Annotated in this window: 16 protein-coding genes, 1 tRNA gene, 2 rRNA genes and 5 pseudogenes; 10 read left to right on the top strand and 14 right to left on the bottom strand. The window is 58.6% G+C overall.

Translation table 11 applies throughout. From position 1 onward, the window contains the following. Nucleotides 1–43 precede the first annotated feature (43 nt). Both AGR7B_RS19190 and AGR7B_RS19185 read right to left on the bottom strand, forming a co-directional pair. On the bottom strand, nt 44–325 hold the full coding sequence (locus tag AGR7B_RS19190; RefSeq protein WP_162934203.1) for a hypothetical protein: 282 nt from the start codon (nt 323–325) through the stop codon (nt 44–46). Between the two features lie 5 nt (nt 326–330). Next, entirely contained in the window at nt 331–2,496 is a 2,166-nt protein-coding gene (locus tag AGR7B_RS19185) for a prolyl oligopeptidase family serine peptidase (protein ID WP_245317723.1), read from the bottom strand. A 178-nt stretch (nt 2,497–2,674) separates the two neighbouring features. On the opposite strand from AGR7B_RS19185, the gene AGR7B_RS26235 reads away from it, so the two are divergent. Then, nucleotides 2,675–3,328, top strand: coding sequence for a TetR family transcriptional regulator (locus AGR7B_RS26235; RefSeq protein WP_158080276.1), 654 nt, complete (start codon nt 2,675–2,677; stop codon nt 3,326–3,328). A gap of 85 nt (nt 3,329–3,413) precedes the next feature. Here AGR7B_RS26235 and AGR7B_RS19170 read toward each other — a convergent pair. Together AGR7B_RS19170 and AGR7B_RS19165 are read right to left on the bottom strand one after the other, a co-directional pair. After that, nucleotides 3,414–4,145 (bottom strand): annotated as a pseudogene (locus AGR7B_RS19170) (L,D-transpeptidase). 17 nt (nt 4,146–4,162) lie between these two features. Beyond that, nucleotides 4,163–5,083: an arginase family protein gene (locus AGR7B_RS19165; RefSeq protein WP_078053812.1), complete on the bottom strand. Its 921-nt coding sequence runs from the start codon at nt 5,081–5,083 to the stop codon at nt 4,163–4,165. Nucleotides 5,084–5,206: 123 nt separating this feature from the next. On the opposite strand from AGR7B_RS19165, the gene AGR7B_RS19160 reads away from it, so the two are divergent. Continuing rightward, nucleotides 5,207–6,103 (top strand): LysR family transcriptional regulator, encoded by an 897-nt coding sequence (locus AGR7B_RS19160; protein ID WP_078053813.1) that lies wholly within the window; start codon nt 5,207–5,209, stop codon nt 6,101–6,103. A 131-nt stretch (nt 6,104–6,234) separates the two neighbouring features. Here AGR7B_RS19160 and AGR7B_RS19155 read toward each other — a convergent pair. Together AGR7B_RS19155 and AGR7B_RS19150 are read right to left on the bottom strand one after the other, a co-directional pair. Next, nucleotides 6,235–6,467, bottom strand: a pseudogene (locus AGR7B_RS19155) (pirin family protein); the annotation flags it as partial. A 103-nt stretch (nt 6,468–6,570) separates the two neighbouring features. Continuing rightward, nucleotides 6,571–7,230: a hydrolase gene (locus AGR7B_RS19150; RefSeq protein WP_078053814.1), complete on the bottom strand. Its 660-nt coding sequence runs from the start codon at nt 7,228–7,230 to the stop codon at nt 6,571–6,573. 136 nt (nt 7,231–7,366) lie between these two features. Here AGR7B_RS19150 and AGR7B_RS19145 point away from each other — a divergent pair. Next, nucleotides 7,367–8,243: pseudogene (locus AGR7B_RS19145) on the top strand (LysR family transcriptional regulator). A 14-nt stretch (nt 8,244–8,257) separates the two neighbouring features. Here AGR7B_RS19145 and AGR7B_RS26540 read toward each other — a convergent pair. The 3 genes from AGR7B_RS26540 to AGR7B_RS19135 all read right to left on the bottom strand — a co-directional run bounded on the left by AGR7B_RS26540 (nt 8,258) and on the right by AGR7B_RS19135 (nt 9,680). Continuing rightward, nucleotides 8,258–8,497 (bottom strand): alpha/beta hydrolase family protein, encoded by a 240-nt coding sequence (locus tag AGR7B_RS26540; protein ID WP_236775061.1) that lies wholly within the window; start codon nt 8,495–8,497, stop codon nt 8,258–8,260. 63 nt (nt 8,498–8,560) lie between these two features. Next, complete coding sequence (locus AGR7B_RS26535; RefSeq protein WP_245317722.1) at nt 8,561–8,740, bottom strand: hypothetical protein; 180 nt, start codon at nt 8,738–8,740, stop codon at nt 8,561–8,563. A 22-nt stretch (nt 8,741–8,762) separates the two neighbouring features. Further along, on the bottom strand, nt 8,763–9,680 hold the full coding sequence (locus tag AGR7B_RS19135; RefSeq protein WP_078053815.1) for a quinone oxidoreductase family protein: 918 nt from the start codon (nt 9,678–9,680) through the stop codon (nt 8,763–8,765). 303 nt (nt 9,681–9,983) lie between these two features. Here AGR7B_RS19135 and AGR7B_RS19130 point away from each other — a divergent pair. The 7 genes and pseudogenes from AGR7B_RS19130 (at nt 9,984) to AGR7B_RS19100 (ending at nt 16,330) form a co-directional block, all read left to right on the top strand. After that, nucleotides 9,984–10,723: pseudogene (locus tag AGR7B_RS19130) on the top strand (SDR family NAD(P)-dependent oxidoreductase). A gap of 337 nt (nt 10,724–11,060) precedes the next feature. Beyond that, the gene (locus tag AGR7B_RS19125) at nt 11,061–11,969 is read left to right on the top strand and encodes a LysR family transcriptional regulator (protein ID WP_080857596.1); all 909 of its coding nucleotides are present in this window, start codon (nt 11,061–11,063) and stop codon (nt 11,967–11,969) included. A gap of 325 nt (nt 11,970–12,294) precedes the next feature. After that, complete coding sequence (locus AGR7B_RS19120) at nt 12,295–13,092, top strand: NADPH-dependent F420 reductase (protein ID WP_078053817.1); 798 nt, start codon at nt 12,295–12,297, stop codon at nt 13,090–13,092. A gap of 95 nt (nt 13,093–13,187) precedes the next feature. Beyond that, nucleotides 13,188–13,559: pseudogene (locus AGR7B_RS19115) on the top strand (DUF427 domain-containing protein). Nucleotides 13,560–13,703: 144 nt separating this feature from the next. After that, nucleotides 13,704–14,615 carry a LysR family transcriptional regulator gene (locus AGR7B_RS19110; RefSeq protein WP_162934202.1) on the top strand — a complete coding sequence of 304 codons (912 nt, stop codon included), beginning with the start codon at nt 13,704–13,706 and terminating at the stop codon, nt 14,613–14,615. Between the two features lie 186 nt (nt 14,616–14,801). Beyond that, on the top strand, nt 14,802–15,500 hold the full coding sequence (locus AGR7B_RS19105; protein WP_078053818.1) for an NADPH-dependent F420 reductase: 699 nt from the start codon (nt 14,802–14,804) through the stop codon (nt 15,498–15,500). Between the two features lie 62 nt (nt 15,501–15,562). Next, a complete protein-coding gene (locus AGR7B_RS19100) occupies nt 15,563–16,330 on the top strand; it encodes an SDR family NAD(P)-dependent oxidoreductase (protein ID WP_080857595.1) in 768 nt (255 codons plus the stop codon). Between the two features lie 676 nt (nt 16,331–17,006). Here the strand turns inward: AGR7B_RS19100 and AGR7B_RS19095 are convergent. From AGR7B_RS19095 to AGR7B_RS19080, 5 genes are all read right to left on the bottom strand, one after another. Then, nucleotides 17,007–17,291 carry a hypothetical protein gene (locus tag AGR7B_RS19095; protein WP_078053820.1) on the bottom strand — a complete coding sequence of 95 codons (285 nt, stop codon included), beginning with the start codon at nt 17,289–17,291 and terminating at the stop codon, nt 17,007–17,009. A 66-nt stretch (nt 17,292–17,357) separates the two neighbouring features. Continuing rightward, entirely contained in the window at nt 17,358–17,498 is a 141-nt protein-coding gene (locus tag AGR7B_RS26000) for a hypothetical protein (protein ID WP_162934201.1), read from the bottom strand. Nucleotides 17,499–17,631: 133 nt separating this feature from the next. Continuing rightward, nucleotides 17,632–17,708: transfer RNA gene (locus AGR7B_RS19090), tRNA-Met, on the bottom strand. Nucleotides 17,709–17,809: 101 nt separating this feature from the next. After that, a 5S ribosomal RNA gene (rrf, locus tag AGR7B_RS19085) occupies nt 17,810–17,924 on the bottom strand. Nucleotides 17,925–18,320: 396 nt separating this feature from the next. Next, nucleotides 18,321–21,254 (bottom strand): 23S ribosomal RNA (locus tag AGR7B_RS19080). Between the last annotated feature and the right edge of the window lie 22 nt (nt 21,255–21,276).

The raw sequence follows: 21,276 nt of genomic DNA, 5'->3' as shown, positions 1-21,276 counted from the left end.
TCTTGCAGCCGGACCGCCCTACCCTGTTCGACGATCGTGCACGTCACTGCTCGCCGCGCCGACGTCTGATTTCCCGGAGCATGCGCAGGTTCTCCCTGGCTTGCGCCGCGTTGATCAGCGCCTTTTCTTGATTGATGAGCTGCTCGCGGTCGCGATAGTGCCGCTGCGTCGACATGCAGTCGCTGTAATCGCGATAATTGGCGCAGCGACGGCTGTCGCTGTAGCGATCGTCGTCGGCCACTGAGCAGCCTGTCATTACCAGCAACATCAGGCCACCGACGTAGACGGATGTCAAAGATCTGGTTGTCGAATTAAGCATGGTCATTTTCATCATTCTCCAATTGAAGGTGTTTGTTTCACCGGGCTGATTTTCAGGCCCGTCCAGCGGGCGGCGAAAGCCCACATGTCGGCATGCTGGGCGATGACCTTGTCGAGCGGCATGCCTGCGCCATGTCCGGCGCGCGTTTCGATCCGGACCAGTCGCGGTTTCCATCCGAGCTCGGCGGCCTGCAGCGCAGCCACGTACTTGTAAGTGTGGGCCGGCACGACGCGATCGTCGGCGTCAGCCGTGGTCGCAAGGATTGCCGGATAGTCTTCGCCCTGCTTGATCGTATGGTAGGGCGAGTAGCTCAGAAGATTGCGGAAAGGCTGCTCTTGTGAGGGGTCGCCGAATTCGCTGATCCAGAAACCGCCCGCCGTGAACTTATCGAAGCGGAGCATGTCCATGACACCGACGCTAGGCAAAGCTACGTCGAACAGATCGGGCCGCTGGTTTGTCACCGCTCCGACGAGAAGGCCTCCGTTGGATTCGCCCTGGATCGCGAGACCATCCGATGAGGTGATGCCGCTCTTTTTAAGGAACTCCCCGGCCGCAATGAAGTCGTCGAAGGAATTCTGCTTATTCGCGAGCTGTCCGGCGCGATGCCAGGCTCGCCCGTACTCTCCACCACCGCGGATGCCGGCGATTGCCAACACCCCGCCCTGCTCCACCCAAGCGAGGTGGATCGGGTTGTAATATGGAACCTGAGGGATTCCGAAGCCGCCGTAGCCATACAGCAATGTCGGAGCAGCGACCGTGACGTCCTTGCGGCGCACGATAAAGATCGGCACCTCCGTCCAGTCCTTCGAGCGGTAGAAGCGTTGCTCGACAGTGATGTCGTCCGGTTTGACGGAAGCCTTCGGCTCCACCCAAGGCTTCACCGCGTTGGTCTCCGTGTCGTACTGATAGACCGTGGTCGGCGCATCGAACGCCGTAAAGCCGAAGAAAGCTTCCGTATCGCCCGGACGGCCCTGAAACCCGCCAGCCGTTCCGATACCAGGCAACGGAACGATCCCCTCGGACGTACCACTCAAACCAAAGCGGCGGATTTCGGTCTTGGCATCGACGAGATAGACAATGAAGAGCCTGTTGCCCATCACCGCCGCATCGTTGACAACGGCTCTATCTGGATCCTCGCCGACGATTTCCTTGGGACGAGGATCGGCTTGGGCCGTATCGAGCGTCACCACGCGCCGGCGTTCGGCGCCATCGGTGGTGAGAAGGATCAGCCTGCTGCCGTCATTGCCGATGACGGACCATTCGGCCTCCATGTGCGGCACGATCGTCCTGGGTCTCCAATCTCCGGCGGCTAGATCGATAATCGTGAGGGCGTTTTCGTTCGTGCCCGGCGTCGATGAAATGGCAAGGTAGCGGCCGCCTTCAGTGCGGTTGGCGACATGTAACAGGCCCGGTTGATCGGGTGTGGAATAGATCAGCCGATCCTCAGCCTGAGGTGTGCCCAGCCTATGAAAATAGACTGCGTGATTAAAAATAGCCGCGCCGGATGCACTTCGAGCTGGTTCCGGCATGCGCGAATAAAAGAAGCCTGAGCTGTCCGGAGCCCAGCTGATATTCGAGAAGCGCGCCCATTCGACTACATCCTGAAGCTCGTTACCACTCTCGACGTCGAGCACCCGGATTGTCCGCCAGTCCGTGCCGCCCTTCTGCACGCTGAAAGCAACATGACGACCGTCGTCGGAGACGCTCCACTCGCCTATCGCATCGCCATTGTCGTCAGACCAGGCATTGGGGTCGATCAGCAGACGAGCCTGTCCAAAAGCACCGTCACGCACATGCAAGGCGGGCTGGTTCTCAAGACCCTTGTTGACCGTGAAGAAGCACTTGTCGCCACGCTTACGGGGATCCGTGTAGCGCTCGTATTCGAACAGGGCCTTCATCCGCTGTTCCAGAATATCGCGGCCTGGAAGCGCGTCAAGATACCGCCGCGCGACCTTGTTCTGGGCTTCGACCCATGCGCCGACGGTCGCCGCCTTGCCCTGTGTGTCTTCCAACCAGCGAAAGGGATCGGCAACGGTCACGCCGAAATGCTCCTCCGCTACGTCGACACGTTCGGTTTTTGGATATTGGATCTCTGACAAGTCGCTCTCCAAGGTCTGAGCGGGTACGCTGTTGATGTGCATGAACAGCGAAACCGCGATGGCGATATATTTCCTCAACGGTCGTCCCCTCTCGATAAATTGCATAAGCCTCACCGGTAGTAAACCGTATAATGACACTTAGTGTCATTATCAAGACTGACAAAAGCTCGAAACCTTCTGACCACGTCCGCGGAGCTGCTTCTCTTGTGGCACGCGTTGCCATATAAGGATGAGATCTGACGACTGGGAGGAAGCGATGAGCAGGACGGTTGCGGAGGACGCGCATATCAACGTGGCGCGGTGCGCCGCGCGTTTGTTCCTCGAGAAAGGCGTTGCTGAGACCAGCGGCGATGAGATCGCCGAGGCGGCCGGCATCTCAAGGCGGACGCTGTGGCGTTATTTCCGCACCAAGGAGAGCTGCATCGAGCCCTTGTTTGCACTGACGTCGCAGCGCTTTGCCGAAAAACTTGCAAAATGGCCGCTCGATACGTCCGTCGAACGCTTTCTTGAGATCGCGTACGACTTCAGCAAAATTGACGCAAAGGAAATCGAGGATGGCAAGCTCGTCGTTCACCTCATCGCCCGACTGGATGAAGAGCCCGCATTGCTGGAGCCATTCTTCATGGCGACACGCATGACGGAGATCGCCATGGCGCGCGTGATTGCTTTCAGGCTGGATATGTCACCGACAGAATTCGAGATTCGCCTGTGCGCAGCCGCTGTTGCCGCGGCCATGCGCGTCATAGACGAGACCGTTAGCAGGGCAGCGGTAAAATATGGACAGATCCCGACCGTCGAGGAAACCAATGACCGGCTCGCGCAGGCGATCCGGCGTGCAAGTACTTTACCATTCTGCGATCCGATTACGCCTCGGCCACGGCGAGACGATTCCGAAATTTTCCCCGCATAGCGCAAAAGGTCAGATACATCATGGCGGCCGACAGCGCGACAGCGCCTATTTCGGCAAGACAAGGCAAGACGTTGATCGCAGAACATCAAGCGGAACCTAGCAGCGGCGCTTGATGGACGACGATCGGTGCATGATAAGGCACACGCTCGTAAAGATCGACGATGTCGTGGTTCAAGAGGCGCACGCAGCCCGACGAAACGGCTTTCCCGATGGACTGCCATTCGGGATTGCCGTGAAGACGATAGAGCGTGTCCTGCCCGTCCTGAAATATATACAGTGCCCTCGCGCCGAGCGGGTTCTGCACGCCGGGGTCCATGCCTCAATTGGCAACCGAATATTTTTCCAGTTCCGGCTGACGGGCTATCATTTCCGCCGGCGGCTTCCATCTTGGCCAATGCTGGCGCCAGTGGATCGTGCCCCTGCCCTGCCAGGCAAATCCGTCCCGCCCAATGCCGACGCCGTAACGTATGGCCGTGCCGTCTTGCTCGACCAGATAGAGGAAACGGCTCGGCGTATCGACGACGACCGTCCCTGCTGCTTCTCCTGTTGGGTTTGGAATACGCTGGCGATAGAACTTTGGATCGATTTGCCGATATGGGACGGCAGCTACCAGATGGCCGCCGTCCTCAAATGTCGCATAAGGAGCGTCAAGCTCGGCATCGGCTCCGCTTTGGGCCGGAAGTGCTGCCGGCGCTGCGAACTCGTCACGTCGTGCATCGGCCTGCGTGGAGGTCGCGCAGCTGGCAAGTGTGGACGTTGCGGCCAGTGAGCCTATCAAAAAGCCCCGGCGGGAGAGCGTATCTGTCATGAGCTGCATACCATGATCTCTGGTCTTCAGAGTTGAGAAGAAACCGTCTGCGAGACGGTGCGACCTATCAAAGGTAGTTTTGCAAGTGCATCTCGTAAGGCCATCGCATCCCACGGCATGTGCTCTGTGATACCGAGGCCAACGACATCGACTTCGCGTGACACGTCGGTCAGCAGTCTCACGACTTGCGACAGCGTCATCCGACCGGCCTGGATGTCGTCGTCCGTTGGGGCGACAGCGCCCGGTCTGGAAAAGGTCAGAGAACGGAATAAAGTCGCGTCGAGGACGTCGAGGTCAAAATGCACTGCGACGTGCCTGGCGCCCGTCGCCCGCAGCCATTTCAGGACGGGCTCGCTGTCGGCAGCGAGTTCCTCCGGCCCCACCCGCTGAACCTGCATGCGTTCGGCAAGATCATCCTCGAATTGCTGCAGTTCGGAATACTTGTCTGGCAGTTTACGCCATCCCGCGATCAGCGCTTTGCCAGGCTTGATCGGTGTTTTCACGGCATTTAAAAACTCCGGATCACCCTGGCCGAGCAGGCTCCCGAGCACATGTGCATGGGAATTTGGAAATACCTTGCTGGAAAACAGATCACTATGGGCGTCGATCCAGAGTACGGCGAGGTCGCCGCCATATCTCTCATTCAAATAGGCGAAGGGCGCAAGATCGACACCACAATCTCCGCCGAGTACAACAATGCGATCCGGCTGATGACGATCGATGCGGCTACGTGCGTCGCGGATCTGATCAAGGACAACGTCGCGCGCCAGGATCCCCTCAACGACGGGCAAAGGTTTTCCGTCTGGTTCTGCCACGTTCACTTCTTCGAAGGGGCCATCCGTTTCCGGCGCGAGCCAAGCCAGCAGTCTCGCACCGAACATGTAAGAGGGGTCACCTCCACCCTGCCATTGGGGAAAGAGCAGACGAAGCGTTTTTTCGTTTTCCATCGGTTGGCTCCTTTCAAAGTTTTCGTAAGAGTAATGTAGCGATCCCAACAAGCGCGTTCCATCGCTCATTGGGGAATAGTGGGATACACTGACGCCAACTAAATTCGCGTCGATGGAGCTGTAATGATACGGGCGAACCTCAACGATATTGCCGTGTTTATGGCCGTGGCGGAGGCTGGGAGTTTTGCTGCCGGGGCTAGGATCTCTGGTTTGACCCGGTCCGCAGCGGGTAAGGCAGTATCCCGCCTTGAAGAGAGACTGGGTGTGCGGTTGCTGAACCGGACCACCAGGGCTTTAAGCCTTACAGATGAGGGTCGCGCGTTTCATGCACATGGTCTGCGTATCATCAATGCCGTGGATCAGGCGGAAGGCAGCGTCGCCGGTCCGACTGGCGTGCCGCGCGGCGTACTTCGTCTGTCCGCACCGCATGCTTTTGGTCAGCGCGTCATCATGCCGTTTATCGAAAGCTTCCTGGCCCGGTGGCCAGAGGCGCAAATCGAGGCAAGCTTTACCGATCGATTGGTCGATATCGTCGAAGAAGGTTTCGATCTAGTTATTCGCTTCGGCGGCACCACTGTCGATAGCCGTCTAGTATCACGCGTCCTGGCCCGAGACCGATATCACATCGTTGCATCCGCACGTTATATCGAATTGCACGGCGAGCCACGGAGCCTTGATGAACTGACCTGTCACCCGTGCCTCTCCTTCAGCAGCCGAGGGACAAGGCAACAATGGCGCTTCAAGAATGCCGATGGGAATTGGATTTCCGCGCAGATTAGAAGCCGACTGCGGCTGGATAGCGGGGAAGCCTTGCATAGCGCTGTCGGGCGCGACCTCGGCATTGCCCTGATGCCGAACTTTCTGGTTGGCGAAGATATCCAGTCCGGCCGTTTCGTTCACATTCTGCCGGAAATACCAACGGAGACTGTCGAGATCAGCGCCATCTATCCCGACCGCAGGCTTCTCGATGCAAGGGTTCGACAGTTCATCGACCTAATGGCCGTGGGCCTGCGGCTTTGATCATATGGCTGCTTCGATCGTGCCAGAGCAAACAACGTCTGAATTCCGAACGGGCTGTTGGGACGACCCCTGCCGCCGCACTCATCTGCTCCGAGTACATACGCCTTTCTCTGCAGCCGTTCAGTTCAACTCAGGTAGGTGACGGTGCCGAGACCGATTGCGGATGTGGCCGGACGTCGACGCCGTGCCCCGTCAGAAGCTCGGCGGGACCGGCCTGGTTGAAGAATATGAACGCGCCGACCAACTGTCGGTTCGGCGCGGGCAACGCACGTCGGACTTCAAAACCGCCAAGATCGCGGGCGCGCGGAACGATCAACGTTTCGATCGCGGCCACGCCGACCTCGTCAGGGCATCCTGGTTCGATCGCAGGATTTCAGCTCATGCCTTGTCCACTTCTTGCCGATGATCATCCATTCACAGCGAGGAGCGGTGACGCGTGACGCACCTGCTCCTCTTTTTAAGCGTGCTTACGCTCCAGCGCCAGCCTTGGGCGCGGTAGTGTTGAGCAACTGCTGCTCCCACAGATATGCGATGCCACTCCCGCCAGAATGCTGGACGATGACGTCGGTGACCTTTACAGCCTGTTCGGCCCGGGCCCAGTCACGCTGCCATTCGGCCGCGAGCGCGAGCCAGGTCATCATGTTGACGCCGGCCGCAATCATGCGCTGGATTGCGACTTGATGCGCCTCAGCGGAAACTGCTCCGGAGGCGTCCGTGATGACAGTTACATCCCAGCCCTCACCCGCGGCCTGTATCGCCGGCATGGCGACGCATACCTCCGTCCAGAGTCCGGCGATAATCAGTTGCTTGCGGCCTGTCGCCTTCACCACGTCGACAACCTTCGGATCCTGCCAGGTATTGATAAGCGTTCTGTCGATGATGTCCTGGCCGGGAAAGACGTCCGCGATCTGCGGGAACAGGTTGCCGCCGCGCTCCGCGATCACGGTTGTGAGGATGGTCGGAACGTCGAAGGCCTTGGCCGCCTTGGCAAGGCCAACCGTGTTGTTGACCACCATCGTCGGCTCGTGGCTGTTCACGTTCGCGAGCTGATACGGCTGATGATCGATAAGGACGAGCACGGAGTCTTCGGGGCGTAGAAGCGAGGCAAGGCCGTTACGAAAGGTCATGAAATATCCTTTTTGATGGTTCGTCGACAGTGTGAACGCGTCCGTAGGACGTCGATCCACGAAAACCTTGTCAGCGCCAGCCCTGATGCGGTAGCCCTCGGAAACGCGAGCTGTGTTGCAGAAAGGGGAACGCGAAATGGAAATCGACGATCTCAGGACCTTCGTGGAAGTCGCCGACACAGGAGGTGTCACGCCCGCCGCGCAACGGCTCGGCGTCTCAAAGTCCATGGTGAGCCGACGCATCGCGCGCCTGGAGGCGGAACTGGGCGTCCAGCTCCTCGCACGCACGACACGCGGAATCGCTTTGACAGAGGAAGGCGCGACGTTTCGCGATTACGCGGCGAGAATCTCGGCGGAGATCGACGTGGCCCGCGAAACGATCCTGCCAGCGGGCGAGCTGCGCGGGCGGATCAGGATCGCCGCCCCTCTGTCGTTTGGGCCGACCCACCTCGCCCCTGTCCTGTCTCAGATGGCGCGCCGACACCCGCACCTCCAGGTCACTTCGTGCTACACCGACCGCTTCGTCGATCTTATCACCGAAGGTTTCGACTGCGCCATCCGGATCGGCTATCTGCCGGATTCCAACCTCATAGCCAGGCGCGTCGGACCTCTCTACGGAAGGTTCGTTGCGAGTCCCGACTACGTCGCCCGGAATGGTCTGCCAGAAACGCCGGATGAACTTCTCAAGCATGAGGCGCTTATGCAGGGAACGGAGAGCTGGCAGGTCACCGACGGCGACCAGGTGTTCAACATCCGGCCGCAAGGCCGGTTTTAAGGCCGACAACGGGGTAGCATTGCTTGCCGCCGCTCTGGAAGGGCTTGGCATCGCCAGACTTCCGAATGGCCTCACGGACCAGCATATCGCTTCCGGCGCCCTCGTCGAAGTGATGCCGAAGTATCCGCCTCCAACCGCCGGCATCTTCGTGGTCAGGCCACCTGGACAGCATCCTGCCAAGAAGGTTCGCGTGCTGACCGAGATGCTGATCGAGTGCTACGACTCCGGCTCGTCCTAGGAGCCTGCCGAGTCCTATGGTGCAAGATGCTCTGAAAAGAACTCGGCCAGCTTTGCGACCGCCGGGCCGACATATTCCGGCTTGTAGTACATGTCATAGTGACCCGCGCCTTCGACTTCGAAGAAGTGCTTTGCGTTCGACGGAGAATGGTCGAACAGACGCCTACCCGCCTCATACTGACCGGTCGGTCCCCGACGCCCGCCTGCGCAAATCCCGAGAAGCCCTATCCGCGCCTCGTCGACATAAGGCGGCATCGTCTTCGAGATCGCGCGGCTCGCCCGCGCTCTCGCCCTGGTATGACGGGTCGAAGGTCAGCGCTATGAACCCGTATGCGGAGAGCCGTTCGGCGTAGATCGCTCCGATCTGCTCCTCACGCTGCTGCCCGGCGTCGCAAGGACAATCGCAGGATATGAACTGGTTTGGTCAAAATCCAGCGGCAGGTGGATATTGCCGACGACCTCGATATCTTTGTTCTTGAACGAAACCCGCTTGATCATACGGCGGTCCTCCTTTTCCTAGTCACGGCGTCATCACGACACGCCCGAGGGGCTTGGCCGTCTCTGCGTAGTGATGCGCCTTCGCAGCATCTTGAAGCGCGAAGGATCGGTCGATCACGGCGTCGATCTTGCCGGCTGCGGCGGCGGCAAGAAGCTCGTCGACCGTGCCGTGCACCGAAGGCCGTTCGAGGACGGATCCCATGAATACCCCGTGGAGCGTCTGATTGCTCTGCATCGGCTGCCATAGATCGACATCGAGCTTTCCGCCGCCGGCATTGCCGAGAAAGACGAGACGCCCTTCCGGCGCGAGTGCGCAAAGCGAAGCTTGCAAAGTGGAACCGACCGGGTCGATGACCAGATCGACGCCCTTCCCGGTGGTCAGCCGGCGCGCTTCTTCCACGATGTCGTGCTCAAGGCGGTCGACGACGAAGGCGGCTCCAAGTTCGGTCAGACGAGCTTGCCTTTCACTTCCACTCGCGACGGCAATGACGGTTGCTCCTGCCTGTCTGGCAAGCTGTACCGCCGCAAGCCCAACGCCTCCAGCCGCGCCTTGTATGAGGACCGTTTCATCCTCCCGTAGGCCGCCTCGGGTGATCAAGCTGTGATAGGCGGAGCCAAAGGAGATCGGCAGCGCGGCCGCCTTTGCGATGTCCAGGCCCGTGGGCACTAGCCACGTTCGCGAAGCAGCGACAGCCCAAAGTTCAGCGTGCGATCCCTGCAGACTAAAAGCAGCGACCTTGTCGCCGACGGCACGAGTGGTCACGTCTTTGCCCACACGCACGACCGTTCCAGCCGCTGCGTAGCCTACCACGTACCGAGGTGCCTGGGACGTCGATCTGCGATTGATCAGATCTCCGCCTTCGATGGAAATTGCTTCCACCCTGATGAGGACTTCGTCCGGCCCGCAGACCGGATCAGGCACATCGACATATTTAAGCACAGACGGTGGTCCCGGATTGTCATATATGGCGGCCTTTCATCTTCACTCCATTTTCAGAGGAAACGTGTGTAGACATGTAGGTGGTCCACGGTCGTGAGAAAGGGCCCCCTGTCGGGAACGCGATGTTGCGCGACTTGCAACGGACGGGATGGAAAACGGTCGCTGTTCCCCACCGCGCAACAAGCTGTCGCATTCATCGCCACTTAAATCGCTGCGCCGGGGCCACAAAATAGGCGGTCATCCGTCGGGAGCAAAGGCTGAGGCTCTCCCGACTTCACGAATTCGAAAAAGGAATCGAATCCTATGATTGATTTGAGTGGAAAGCGCGCCTTGGTTAGGGCGGCTCTCGCGGCATCGGCGCGGCTATTGTCGAAGCACTTGCGGAGAATGGCGCCGATGTGGCGTTCACCTATCAAAATTCGAGCGAAAAAGCTGCGGCGGTTGCCCGGTCCGTCGAAAGCCACGGCCGCCGTGCCGTGGCCATCCGAGCCGACAGCGCCGATCCGCAGGCGATCGCGCGGGCTGTCGAAGACGCCGTGACCGCGCTCGGCAGGCTGGACATCCTCGTGAACAGCGCGGCGATCGGCCATTCGGGAAACATCGCCGATCTGAACCTTGACGAATATCAAACCCTCATGGACGTCAACGTTCGGGCGCCGGTGCTTTTTGCAAAGGCGGTCATCCCGCATCTGCGAGACGGCAGCCGTATCATCACGATCGGTTCCGCCCTCGGCGAGCGGGTACCTTTTCCTGGCATAACTCCTTACGCCATGTAGAAGGCGGCACTGACGTCCTTCACGCGCGGCCTCTCGCGTGAGCTGGGGCCGTCGGGCATCACTGTGAACCTGGTCCAGCCTGGGGCGACGGATACAGATGCCAACCCCGCAAACGGCGCGGCAGCAGACTTCCAGCGAAGCCTGACATCGCTCGGGCGCTTCGGCGAGCCAAAGGAGATCGCAAACGCCGTTGTATTCCTGGCAAGCTCCGCCGCGAGCGTCATCACGGGCGCGACGATCACCGCAGACGGCGGCGCGATCGCCTGACCGGTATCCGCCAGGCGCCATCGGAAGGCGGCGCCTCTCCCTCCGGTACATGACGGCTCTGTCGACAATAACAGGCGACTGATATTGGCTTTCGATCACCGCCCGGCTGTAATCCAGGATGCCCCACCTTTAAACTCGCACTACGCTCATGAAAGGAAGCAAACCTTCGGCCTCTCCCCCCAACATGCTAAACTGGGGGAAACTGCGAACTAGCCCATCTGTCGTTTGAAGACACTCACATTTCAAAGACACGCGAGTCTTAATCCGGTCGTGTCCAAAGGGCGATTTCCGTTGTTCAAAGATTGATAATTCCGTCCAATCGTTCCAGACTGTTGCTATGACAGCAACAATAGATTTTTTAGAGATGCAGGCGTTTATCGCTGTGGTGACGGAAGGATCCTTCACTGCAGCGGCGGAACGCCTCGAAACGGACAAGGCGCGGGTGAGCCGCATCATCAGCCGAATGGAAGCAAAGCTCGGCGCGCGGCTTTTGAACCGATCGACCCGGCACCTCAGCGTGACGGAGGTCGGGCGCGATTATTTCGAACGCGCCTCTTCCATCGTAGCGGCTGCTGAAGCCGCAGAAGCCGCAGTGGCACAACGGACGCAAGAACCGAAGGGCCGCCTGAGAGTTACGGCGGGGGCTGAATTTGGAACGACGCGGGTCGATGGCTGGATCGCTGAATTCTTGCGCAAGTGGCCGAAGGTCACCGTCGAAACGGAGTACACGAACCGTCTCGTCGATATCATTCATGAAGGTGTCGATGTGGCGATTCGCATAGGTCCGTTGGATGACTCGGAGCTTTCGGCCCGCAGGCTGGGAGAGTTGACCTACGGCTTGTATGCTTCCCCCGATTATCTGAGGGGCGCAGCGTCTATCCGCAAGGTTGATGATCTGAAGCGGCACGACCTCATCATGCATGCGCCGCGCGACCGTCCGAGCTGGACCTTGGTGAATGGTGAAAAGACGGAGAAGGTGTGGCACGCACCACGGTGCGCCCTCGATAACACCATGGCCGCCAGGAACCTGGCGCTGTCGGGTCTGGGGATCGTTCAGCTCCCAAGATACATGGCCGAGCCGCATGTAGAGGAAGGCGGCCTTGCTAGAGTCCTGCCGGGTTGGGCGCGTATCCCTGTACCGGTCCATGCCGTCTTTGCTTCGACGCGATACATGGATCCGAAGGTGCGGGGGTTTGTCGACGTCTGCCGCGATGGCTTCAGGAGTAATGTCGAAGGCTTCAGTTGAGACGATCTGCTGCGCCCTAGGCGTTCGATTCTAAACGGCGTGAAGCCATTCGGTGTCACCGGGTATCGTAGCGATCCGATCATCACGCTTGCGTTTCGAGCGACCTTGTCGTTCGCGGGTTGAGTGCGCCTGCACGGCTGGCGATTTATTGTCGGTTCGAGGGACAACAATGTGTTGCCTGCGGCCCGACTGTTAACTCCTCCATCAAATTCATAACTTCGCTCCTGTCGCTTGCTGGAGCGCTCGCCGTCGAAGGGCGCGCGGGACAGTGCGGCCGCATGAATCCCGTCGGCGGCTACCGCCCCTATGAAGAAAGACATCGTACATGACACAAACAATCGGAATCATCGGCTCCGGCCTCGTAGGTAAGGCAGTCGCGCGCCTCGCGACCGCGGCTGGCTACAAGGTGGTGGTCAGCAACTCCCGCGGCGCGGACAGCATCAAGGACCTGATAGAGGAGCTTGGTCCGCTGGCGCGCGCCGGCACCACCGAGGAGGCCATCGCGGCGGGTGACATCGTCACGCTCTCGATCCCGATCGCCGCTACCGAGCAGTTGCCCGCCGACAAGTTCGCGGGCAAGGTCGTACTCGACCAGACGAACTACTATCCCGCATTCGGCAACAATGACGTCCTCGACAAGGCCGAGCTGACTTCCAGCGAGCTGATCCAGCGGCGTCTGCCGGGGGCGAAGGTCGTCAAGGGCATGCACAACCTCAGCTGGCTCCACATGAAGGCCAACGCGACGCCGCAGGGTTCGGCGAACCGCACGACGCTGCCGATCGCGGGTGACGACGCCGGAGCGAAGCAGGCGGTGACCGAGTTCTTCGATAAGATCGGCTTTGATGCAATCGACGCGGGCCCGCTCGCGGACAGCTGGCGCATCGAACCGAGCACGCCGATCTACTTCTGGGCCTACGCTCCGACGGTTGACCTGCAGGCGACGGGTCCGGAAGCCGAGCGCGCCTACACGCAGCCAGGCACGCCAGTGTCGCGTGAACATGCTCGGCGCCTGATCGACGAGGCAAAGCGCCCGTCGCCGATCGGCGGCACGTTCGAGGGCATGCCGCAGGTCCACGTCGACCTCTTCATGGCCCAGGCAAGCGCCGCGACCGTCGCGAATTGACCTCCTGCCGGACGCCCCTCCAAGGGCGTCCGGCTGTCGGTTGAGAGAGGCCTCGAGCGCTGCGGACCGCCGCGAGCAAAAGAAAGGGATACGACATGGAAGGTGGAAGAAAGCCAGGTCCTGACCATCCGATCACGGTCGCTCCTGCGGGCTAGAGGGTTATCGTCAACCTGGATGAGTCCGTCCTCGCCGACAGCCGTGACGCCCTCATCCTAAAAGAGGCGAGCCTCAATCCAGTCTACTACATCCCGCGCACTGACGTGGCGATGCATGAACTCAGCCGGAGCGACACCAGCACCCACTGCCCCTACAAGGGTGATGCCAGCTATTTCAGCGCGCGAGGTGGCGCCGCCAGAGATGTCGCCTGGTCTTACGAGGATCCTTTCGACCACATGCTGATGATTAAGGGATACCTCGCGTTTTACCCTGACCGCGTCGATGCTATCGAAACGACGGTTCGCGATTAAATGCTGGAATATGCGCCGAGCAAAATCGGCCGATTCTATTGTTGTTTCGACGGCAACAGCGCATCCGAGTTTAGCTCTTTAATGTCGGAGATATGGGGCTCCCGCTGATTGATGGTTCAAGCGGCGCGTGACAGAATGTTGCCCATGACATCAACAATCGGCTTTTCCGAAATGCAGGTCTTCGTCGCAGTGGTAATGGAGGAGTCCTTTACCGCTGCGGCCGATCGCCTCGAGACTGACAAGGCTCGGGTGAGCCGCATCGTGCAGCGGATCGAGGAAAAGCTAGGCGCGAGGCTGCTGAACAGGTCGACGCGCCGGCTCAGCGTGACAGAAGTCGGAAGGGACTATTTCGAACGCGCGTCCTCGATCCTTGCGGCCGCGGAGGCGGCCCAAGCCGCGGTCGCCCAGCACAGCCAGGAGCCCAAGGGCCGGCTTAAGATCACAGCGACACCGGAGTTCGGCACAACGCGGGTCGACAATTGGATCGCCGCATATTTGTCCAAGTGGCCGAAGGTTACGGTGGAAGCGGTATATTCAATTCGCTTCGTCGATGTCATTCACGAGGGAATCGATGTCGCGATTCGTATTGGCACCCTGCAAGATTCGGATTTGTCGGCTCGGAAGCTCGGAGAGATAACTTACGGTCTCTATGCCGCGCCCGGATATCTGAAGGACGCTCCGGCGCTCCGTACCGTCGACGATTTGAAGCGCCACGACCTCATCATGAAAACGTCCAGCGGCCGTGCAAGCTGGACCCTTGTCAATGGCCCAGCAACAGAGAAGGTTTCGCAGGCGCCACGCTGCGCGCTCGATAACATCGTTGCGGCCAAGAACCTAACCGTATCGGGTTTGGGAGTGGCGCAACTTCCGCAGTTCATGGCTGAGCCACATGTGGCGGAGGGACGTTTGGTTCGGATTTTGCCTGGCTGGGCAAGCATACCGATGCCGGTTCACGCCGTTTTTGCCTCCACGCGCTACATGGATCCTAAGGTACGTGGCTTCGTTGATCTTTGCCGCGATGCATTCGGGGATGGTAGTGATTCCAGCCGAAGCTGAGGCCTCGCTGAAGCTCGGAATTGCGCGCCAGACCGCCCGCCGACCGAGCGCAGGTTCACCATTGTTGCTCGCACGAACAACAGACTGGGGTTCGTCGGGCATCTAATCTATTCCTGAGCGATATCCTAACTTCCAACCGAACCGCTCCGCGAGGAAGCGTGAACGTTGAAGTGAATAGGATATCTAATGAAGATCGGAATCTTAAACGCCGGCAATCTCGGCAGTCGACTGGCAAGAGCCTGGGCCGCGGCAGGTCACGAACTCGTTATTGCGAAGGACGGTGAGGATCGGAAAATCGCGCCATTACTTGCGGAACTGGGCGATAAGGCTCGGCTCGGCACGATCCGCGAGGCTGCGGAGTTCGGCGACGCCGTTCTTTTCTCCATCTATTGGCCGCGGGTCGAAGCAATCGTTGCCGAGGTCGGCGGCGCGCTCGACGGCAAGGTCGTTATCGAGACCATGAACCCGCTCGGCGTTACCGCCGATTTCGTGCACTTCCATGATCTGGAGTTCATGCGCGACAGCTCGACTTCGGAAGACCTGCAACGACGGCTGCCGAAGGCACGCATCGTCAAGGCGTTCAATCTCATGGCGGCTCCGGTGCTTGAGGCGGATGCGTGGTCAGCATCGCCGGCGCAGCCCAGCATCTTCTACGTAAGCGACGACGACGCAGCCGGGAGGGTCACCAGGGGTCTGGTCGCCGACGCCGGGTTCAAGCCCGTCAACGCCGGTCCACTCGCCGGTGCGAGGCAGCTCGAACAGGTCGGCGTGCTTTTGCATCACATCGCAGATCACGAATTTGGCGGCGACGCCGATCTCGTGCGCTTGGCCCTCACGGTCGTCGAGGCAAATCCCGGCCCGATCGCGCGCGAACGGATCGCGTGAACCGGCGCGCGAGCTCGTCCGCAAATAACTGAAATCGCATTTGGCTAACGAAGGAAAATTCTATGTCGCAGTCTCTCAATGGAAAAACGGCTCTCGTGACGGGAGGGTCACGGGGCATCGGTCGCGCTATCGCAGAGCGTCTCGCCGCAGACGGCGCGACCGTCGCACTGACTTACAACTCCAGCAAGGCTGGCGCCGACGAGGCCATCGCCGCGATTCAGCAAGCCGGTGGCAGCGCCTTCGCTCTGAAGGCAGAATTGGTGGACGCGGGTTCCATAGCGCCCTTGTTTGAGGCGCTTGATGCTGAACTTGAGAGCCGCAACGGCAGCAAAACGCTGGACATCGTCGTGAACAATGCCGGCGGCAGCGGTTTTGGCGGGCTGAACAATGCGACCACTGAGAGCTTTGACGCCATGTTCAACGTCTTCGTCCGTGCGCCGTTTTTCGTCGTGCAGGCCGCACTCAGCCGCCTGAGTGATGGCGGACGGGTGGTAAACGTGTCTTCCGGTTTCGCCACACGACCCTCGCCGATGGCGGCTATATATTCGATGGCCAAGGGAAGCCTCAACGTCTTCACGCATTCGCTCGCCATTGAACTGGGTCCCCGTGGCATCACGGCGAATGCCGTTGCGCCGGGCTGGACGCGAACCGATATGAACGCGGCTGTCCGCGAAAGCGCCGAAATGGTGACCGCCATCGAAACAGATACCGCCCTTGGCCGCTTCGGCGAACCGTCGGACATCGCCGCGGTGGTGGCCTTCCTGGCCTCGGATGAAGGCCGGTGGGTGACCGGCCAGGTTATCGAAGCGAGTGGCGGCTACCGGCTCTAATTCAAGGGTGAGATCAGTCCTGCAGAATTACGAGGATATCCCACGACAATGCCGGTGCTGATCTCACCCTCGAAATCTATGAAGCATATCCCAGAAGTGTGCCTGATCGACCGGTGAAAGAATCTGCCCTGACGGGCCGCAGAGCAATCATTTGATGGAATACAAACCATCGACCGGTTGTTCCGCTATCAACGCAGTTGGATGGAATCGAACCGGCGACCGCAATGGGCATTGTGGCAATGGCCGACCGAGCGCCGTACGGCGCGCGTCAACGACGCAAGCGAATGGGTGCTGACGGCAGTGCCAGAAATGCGCATCGTTTCCGACGACCTCTGGCAGCGGGGTGAAGGAGCGTCAGAAAGAGATCGGCGAGCTGTTCGATTTCGGGCAGAGCAACCGGCTAAATGCAACGCACCGCCCTGGATACCTGCTCAGTCACCTCCTCGAATGCACGGAATGTGGCGGCCCTTACGCCATTAGCGGCAAAGATCGCTATAGCTGCACCAACCGCAAGAAGCGCCTGCCGATCGACGAGCTCGGCGGAGCCTGCTGCGGTAACAGCAAGACCATTACCCGCCAGGAGCTGGAGAGCCGCGTTCTCGATTGCCTGCCGGCCGCTTTCTTCTCCCTGGGGATGTTCGACACCATGTCGGCAAAGGTGATCGAACAGGAAACATCAAAGCTTCGCCGCCCGAAAGTCGAGCGCGAGCAGATGACGCGCGAACTGAACGAGTTGGAGCGCAAGCAGAAGAGCATCATCCAGCAGATCTCGGACCGCGCCATGCAAGGCCGCCCTCCTCTCGCTGCGCTCGACGATACGCTCGATCAGATCGAGCTCCAGCGTGTCGCCCTGGCAAGGGAGATCGACGCCTTCACCACGTCCGAGCCGAACATGCGGGCGAAGATCGAGGAATTGAAGCAGCGTCACAATCCCGCCCAGACGGAACTGCGCATGCGCCACTTCTTCCTGCAGGCGCGCCGCGGTAAGAACGAGGATGCCAAACGTCAGGTGATGCCGATTGTGCGCTCACTGGTGCAGAAAGTGGTGATCGGCAAGACTCCAGGCCACCAGCCGGCAACTCTGCAGGTGCATGGTCTGATCGCTTCCATCCTCGCGCAGATGGACGTTCTCGACTTGATGGAACGACGCTTCGTCGCCGAAGTGCATGCGGACTTCATCGAGAAGCTGGAAGCTGGAAGCTGGGGAGATCGAGACGGAGCAGAAACAAAAAAGCTCCTCGACTCATATGAGGACGAGCTTCGTCGCAAATACCCCGAGTGGGAGAATTTACAAGTTTCAGTGGTTGCGGGGGCAGGATTTGAACCTGCGGCCTTCAGGTTATGAGCCTGACGAGCTACCGGGCTGCTCCACCCCGCGTTGACTTGTTTTATTATAGCATAAAGGCCGCATTTGCGGCCTTTTGATTTGGGCATTTTTGCCCTTTAGTGATTGAGAAGATTTTGAGTTGCGTTTTGCAGACCTGGCAGCGACCTACTCTCCCGCGTCTTGAGACGAAGTACCATTGGCGCTGGGGCGTTTCACGGCCGTGTTCGGAATGGGAACGGGTGCAGCCGCCCCGCGATAACCACCAGGTCGGCAAAACGCAACATATGATCCATGCGTTTCGCATGGATCATATGATTGCTTGTTGATTGGTGTACCTTATCCTGTTCGCTTTCGCTCACAGGGGACACCAATTGGCCATACGGTCACCTCGCATATGAGGCAACGTCTGATCCAAGCGATCACAGACCATGTTTTCACATGGAAACTGTTGTTTTCGAGAAGCTGGGAAGCTTGCGCTTCGTTTTAATTTACACGTCTTTCTGTGACCGATCCGCATTCCACCTTTGCTCGAGACCGAGCGAGGCAGCCATACAGGACGCTAGTCCGTCGCGCCTTATGGCGCGCGCCGTCCGCAGGGCCTTTGGCCCGTGAGGACAGAAGATGATGTCATCGAACTTTGTTCGATGAACATATTCAATGGGAACGAAGAAGTCGATCGAGCTATTAGTAACGGTAAGCTTCACACATTGCTGTGCTTCCACACCCGTCCTATCAACGTGGTCGTCTTCCACGGCTCTGATAGGGAACACTCGTTTTCAGGTTGGTTTCCCGCTTAGATGCCTTCAGCGGTTATCCATTCCGTATATAGCTACTCTGCTATGCCCTTGGCAGGACAACAGATCCACCAGAGATACGTCCATCCCGGTCCTCTCGTACTAGGGACAGATCCTGTCAATATTCCTACACCCACGGCAGATAGGGACCGAACTGTCTCACGACGTTCTGAACCCAACTCACGTACCGCTTTAAATGGCGAACAGCCATACCCTTGGGACCTGCTCCAGCCCCAGGATGCGATGAGTCGACATCGAGGTGCCAAACAACCCCGTCGATATGGACTCTTGGGGGTCATCAGCCTGTTATCCCCGGCGTACCTTTTATCCGTTGAGCGATGGCCCTTCCACACGGGACCACCGGATCACTATGACCGACTTTCGTCTCTGCTCGACTTGTCAGTCTCGCAGTCAGGCTAGCTTATGCCATTGCACTCGACGACCGATTTCCGACCGGTCTGAGCTAACCATCGCGCGCCTCCGTTACTCTTTCGGAGGCGACCGCCCCAGTCAAACTACCCACCATACACTGTCCCGGATCCGGATAACGGACCGCGGTTAGACATCCACGAAGATAAGGGTGGTATTTCAAGGATGGCTCCACAGAAACTGGCGTCCCTGCTTCAAAGCCTACCACCTATCCTACACATGCCTTGGCGAATGCCAGTGTAAAGCTATAGTAAAGGTGCACGGGGTCTTTCCGTCTGACCGCAGGAACCCCGCATCTTCACGGGGAATTCAATTTCACTGAGTCTATGTTGGAGACAGCGGGGAAGTCGTTACGCCATTCGTGCAGGTCGGAACTTACCCGACAAGGAATTTCGCTACCTTAGGACCGTTATAGTTACGGCCGCCGTTTACTGGGGCTTCAGTTCAGAGCTTGCACCCCTCCCTTTAACCTTCCAGCACCGGGCAGGCGTCAGACCCTATACGTCGTATTGCTACTTCGCAGAGCCCTGTGTTTTTGATAAACAGTCGCTACCCCCTGGTCTGTGCCACCCCATCATACTTGCGTACAAAAGGGTCACGCTTCTTCCGAAGTTACGCGTGCAATTTGCCGAGTTCCTTCAACATAGTTCTCTCAAGCGCCTTGGTATACTCTACCTGACCACCTGTGTCGGTTTCGGGTACGGTCTATACGGTGGAGCTATTTCCTGGAACCTCTTCGCCGCCCAACCAATCCAGTAAGGTTGAACAACACACGAGATCCGTCACTACCACCAGGCCCACGAATATTAACGTGGTTCCCATCGACTACGCGTGTCCGCCTCGTCTTAGGGGCCGGCTAACCCTGCTCAGATTAACTTTAAGCAGGAACCCTTGGTCTTTCGGCGAGGGAGTCTCTCACTCCCTTTATCGTTACTCATGTCAACATTCGCACTTCCGATATCTCCAGCAGCCCTCACGGGTCCGCCTTCACAGACTTACGGAACGCTCCGCTACCACTTGCGATTACTCGCAAATCCTCAGCTTCGGTGCATGGCTTTAGCCCCGTTACATTTTCGGCGCAAAGACCCTTATTTAGACCAGTGAGCTGTTACGCTTTCTTTAAATGATGGCTGCTTCTAAGCCAACATCCTGGTTGTTTTGGGATCCTCACATCCTTTCCCACTTAGCCATGACTTGGGGACCTTAGCTGGAGGTCAGGGTTGTTGCCCTTTTCACGACGGACGTTAGCACCCGCCGTGTGTCTGCCGACTAGTACTCCTCGGTATTCGGAGTTTGGTTAGGATCAGTAAGACGGTGAGTCCCCATAGCCCATCCAGTGCTCTACCCCCGAGGGTATTCGGTCGACGCTCTACCTAAATAGATTTCGCGGAGAACCAGCTATTTCCGAGTTTGATTGGCCTTTCACCCCTAGCCACAAGTCATCCCGAACTATTGCAACAGTTATGGGTTCGGCCCTCCAGTTGGTGTTACCCAACCTTCAGCCTGCTCATGGCTAGATCACTCGGTTTCGGGTCTAATGCAACTAACTCAATCGCCCTATTCAGACTCGCTTTCGCTGCGCCTACACCTACCGGCTTAAGCTTGCTAGTTACACTAAGTCGTTGACCCATTATACAAAAGGTACGCCGTCACCCTTGCGGGCTCCGACTGTTTGTAGGCATCCGGTTTCAGGTTCTATTTCACTCCCCTCGTCGGGGTGCTTTTCACCTTTCCCTCACGGTACTTGTTCGCTATCGGTCATGCACGAGTACTTAGGCTTGGAGAGTGGTCTCCCCATGTTCAGACAGGATTTCACGTGTCCCGCCCTACTCAAGGACAATGACTGTTCTACGCGTAAGGGGCTATCACCCTCTATGGCCGACCTTTCCAGATCGTTCCGCTTTATTCATCATTGCCACTGGCCTGGTCCGCGTTCGCTCGCCACTACTTGCGGAGTCTCGGTTGATGTCCTTTCCTGCAGGTACTTAGATGTTTCAGTTCCCTGCGTTCGCTTCTTACACCCTATGTATTCAGGTGCAGATACCTCATTGCGATATCTAGAAACCTCTTTCGCTGAACCCTCGAACCCGGACATACCGGGTTTTGTTCTGTCCTCACGGCCGAAGGCCTGCGGACGGCGCGCCGAACGATCGGCGACGACCTAGCGGTCTGTATGGGAAGCCCATCAGACCGTTCAAAACAATCAAGGTGTTTAGCAAAACAGATTTTCTAGATATCTGAGGTGGGTTGCCCCATTCGGAGATCCATGGATCAAAGCTTATTCGCAGCTCCCCACGGCTTTTCGCAGCGTATCACGTCCTTCTTCGCCTGTGCATGCCAAGGCATCCACCAAATGCCCTTAATTCACTTCTTCGTTCTCATTGTCTATGCTCATC

Origin of the sequence: Agrobacterium deltaense RV3 (assembly GCF_900013505.1) — a bacterium.
Classification (GTDB): Bacteria; Pseudomonadota; Alphaproteobacteria; order Rhizobiales; family Rhizobiaceae; genus Agrobacterium; species Agrobacterium leguminum.
This window is presented reverse-complemented; position numbering and strand designations above follow the sequence as displayed.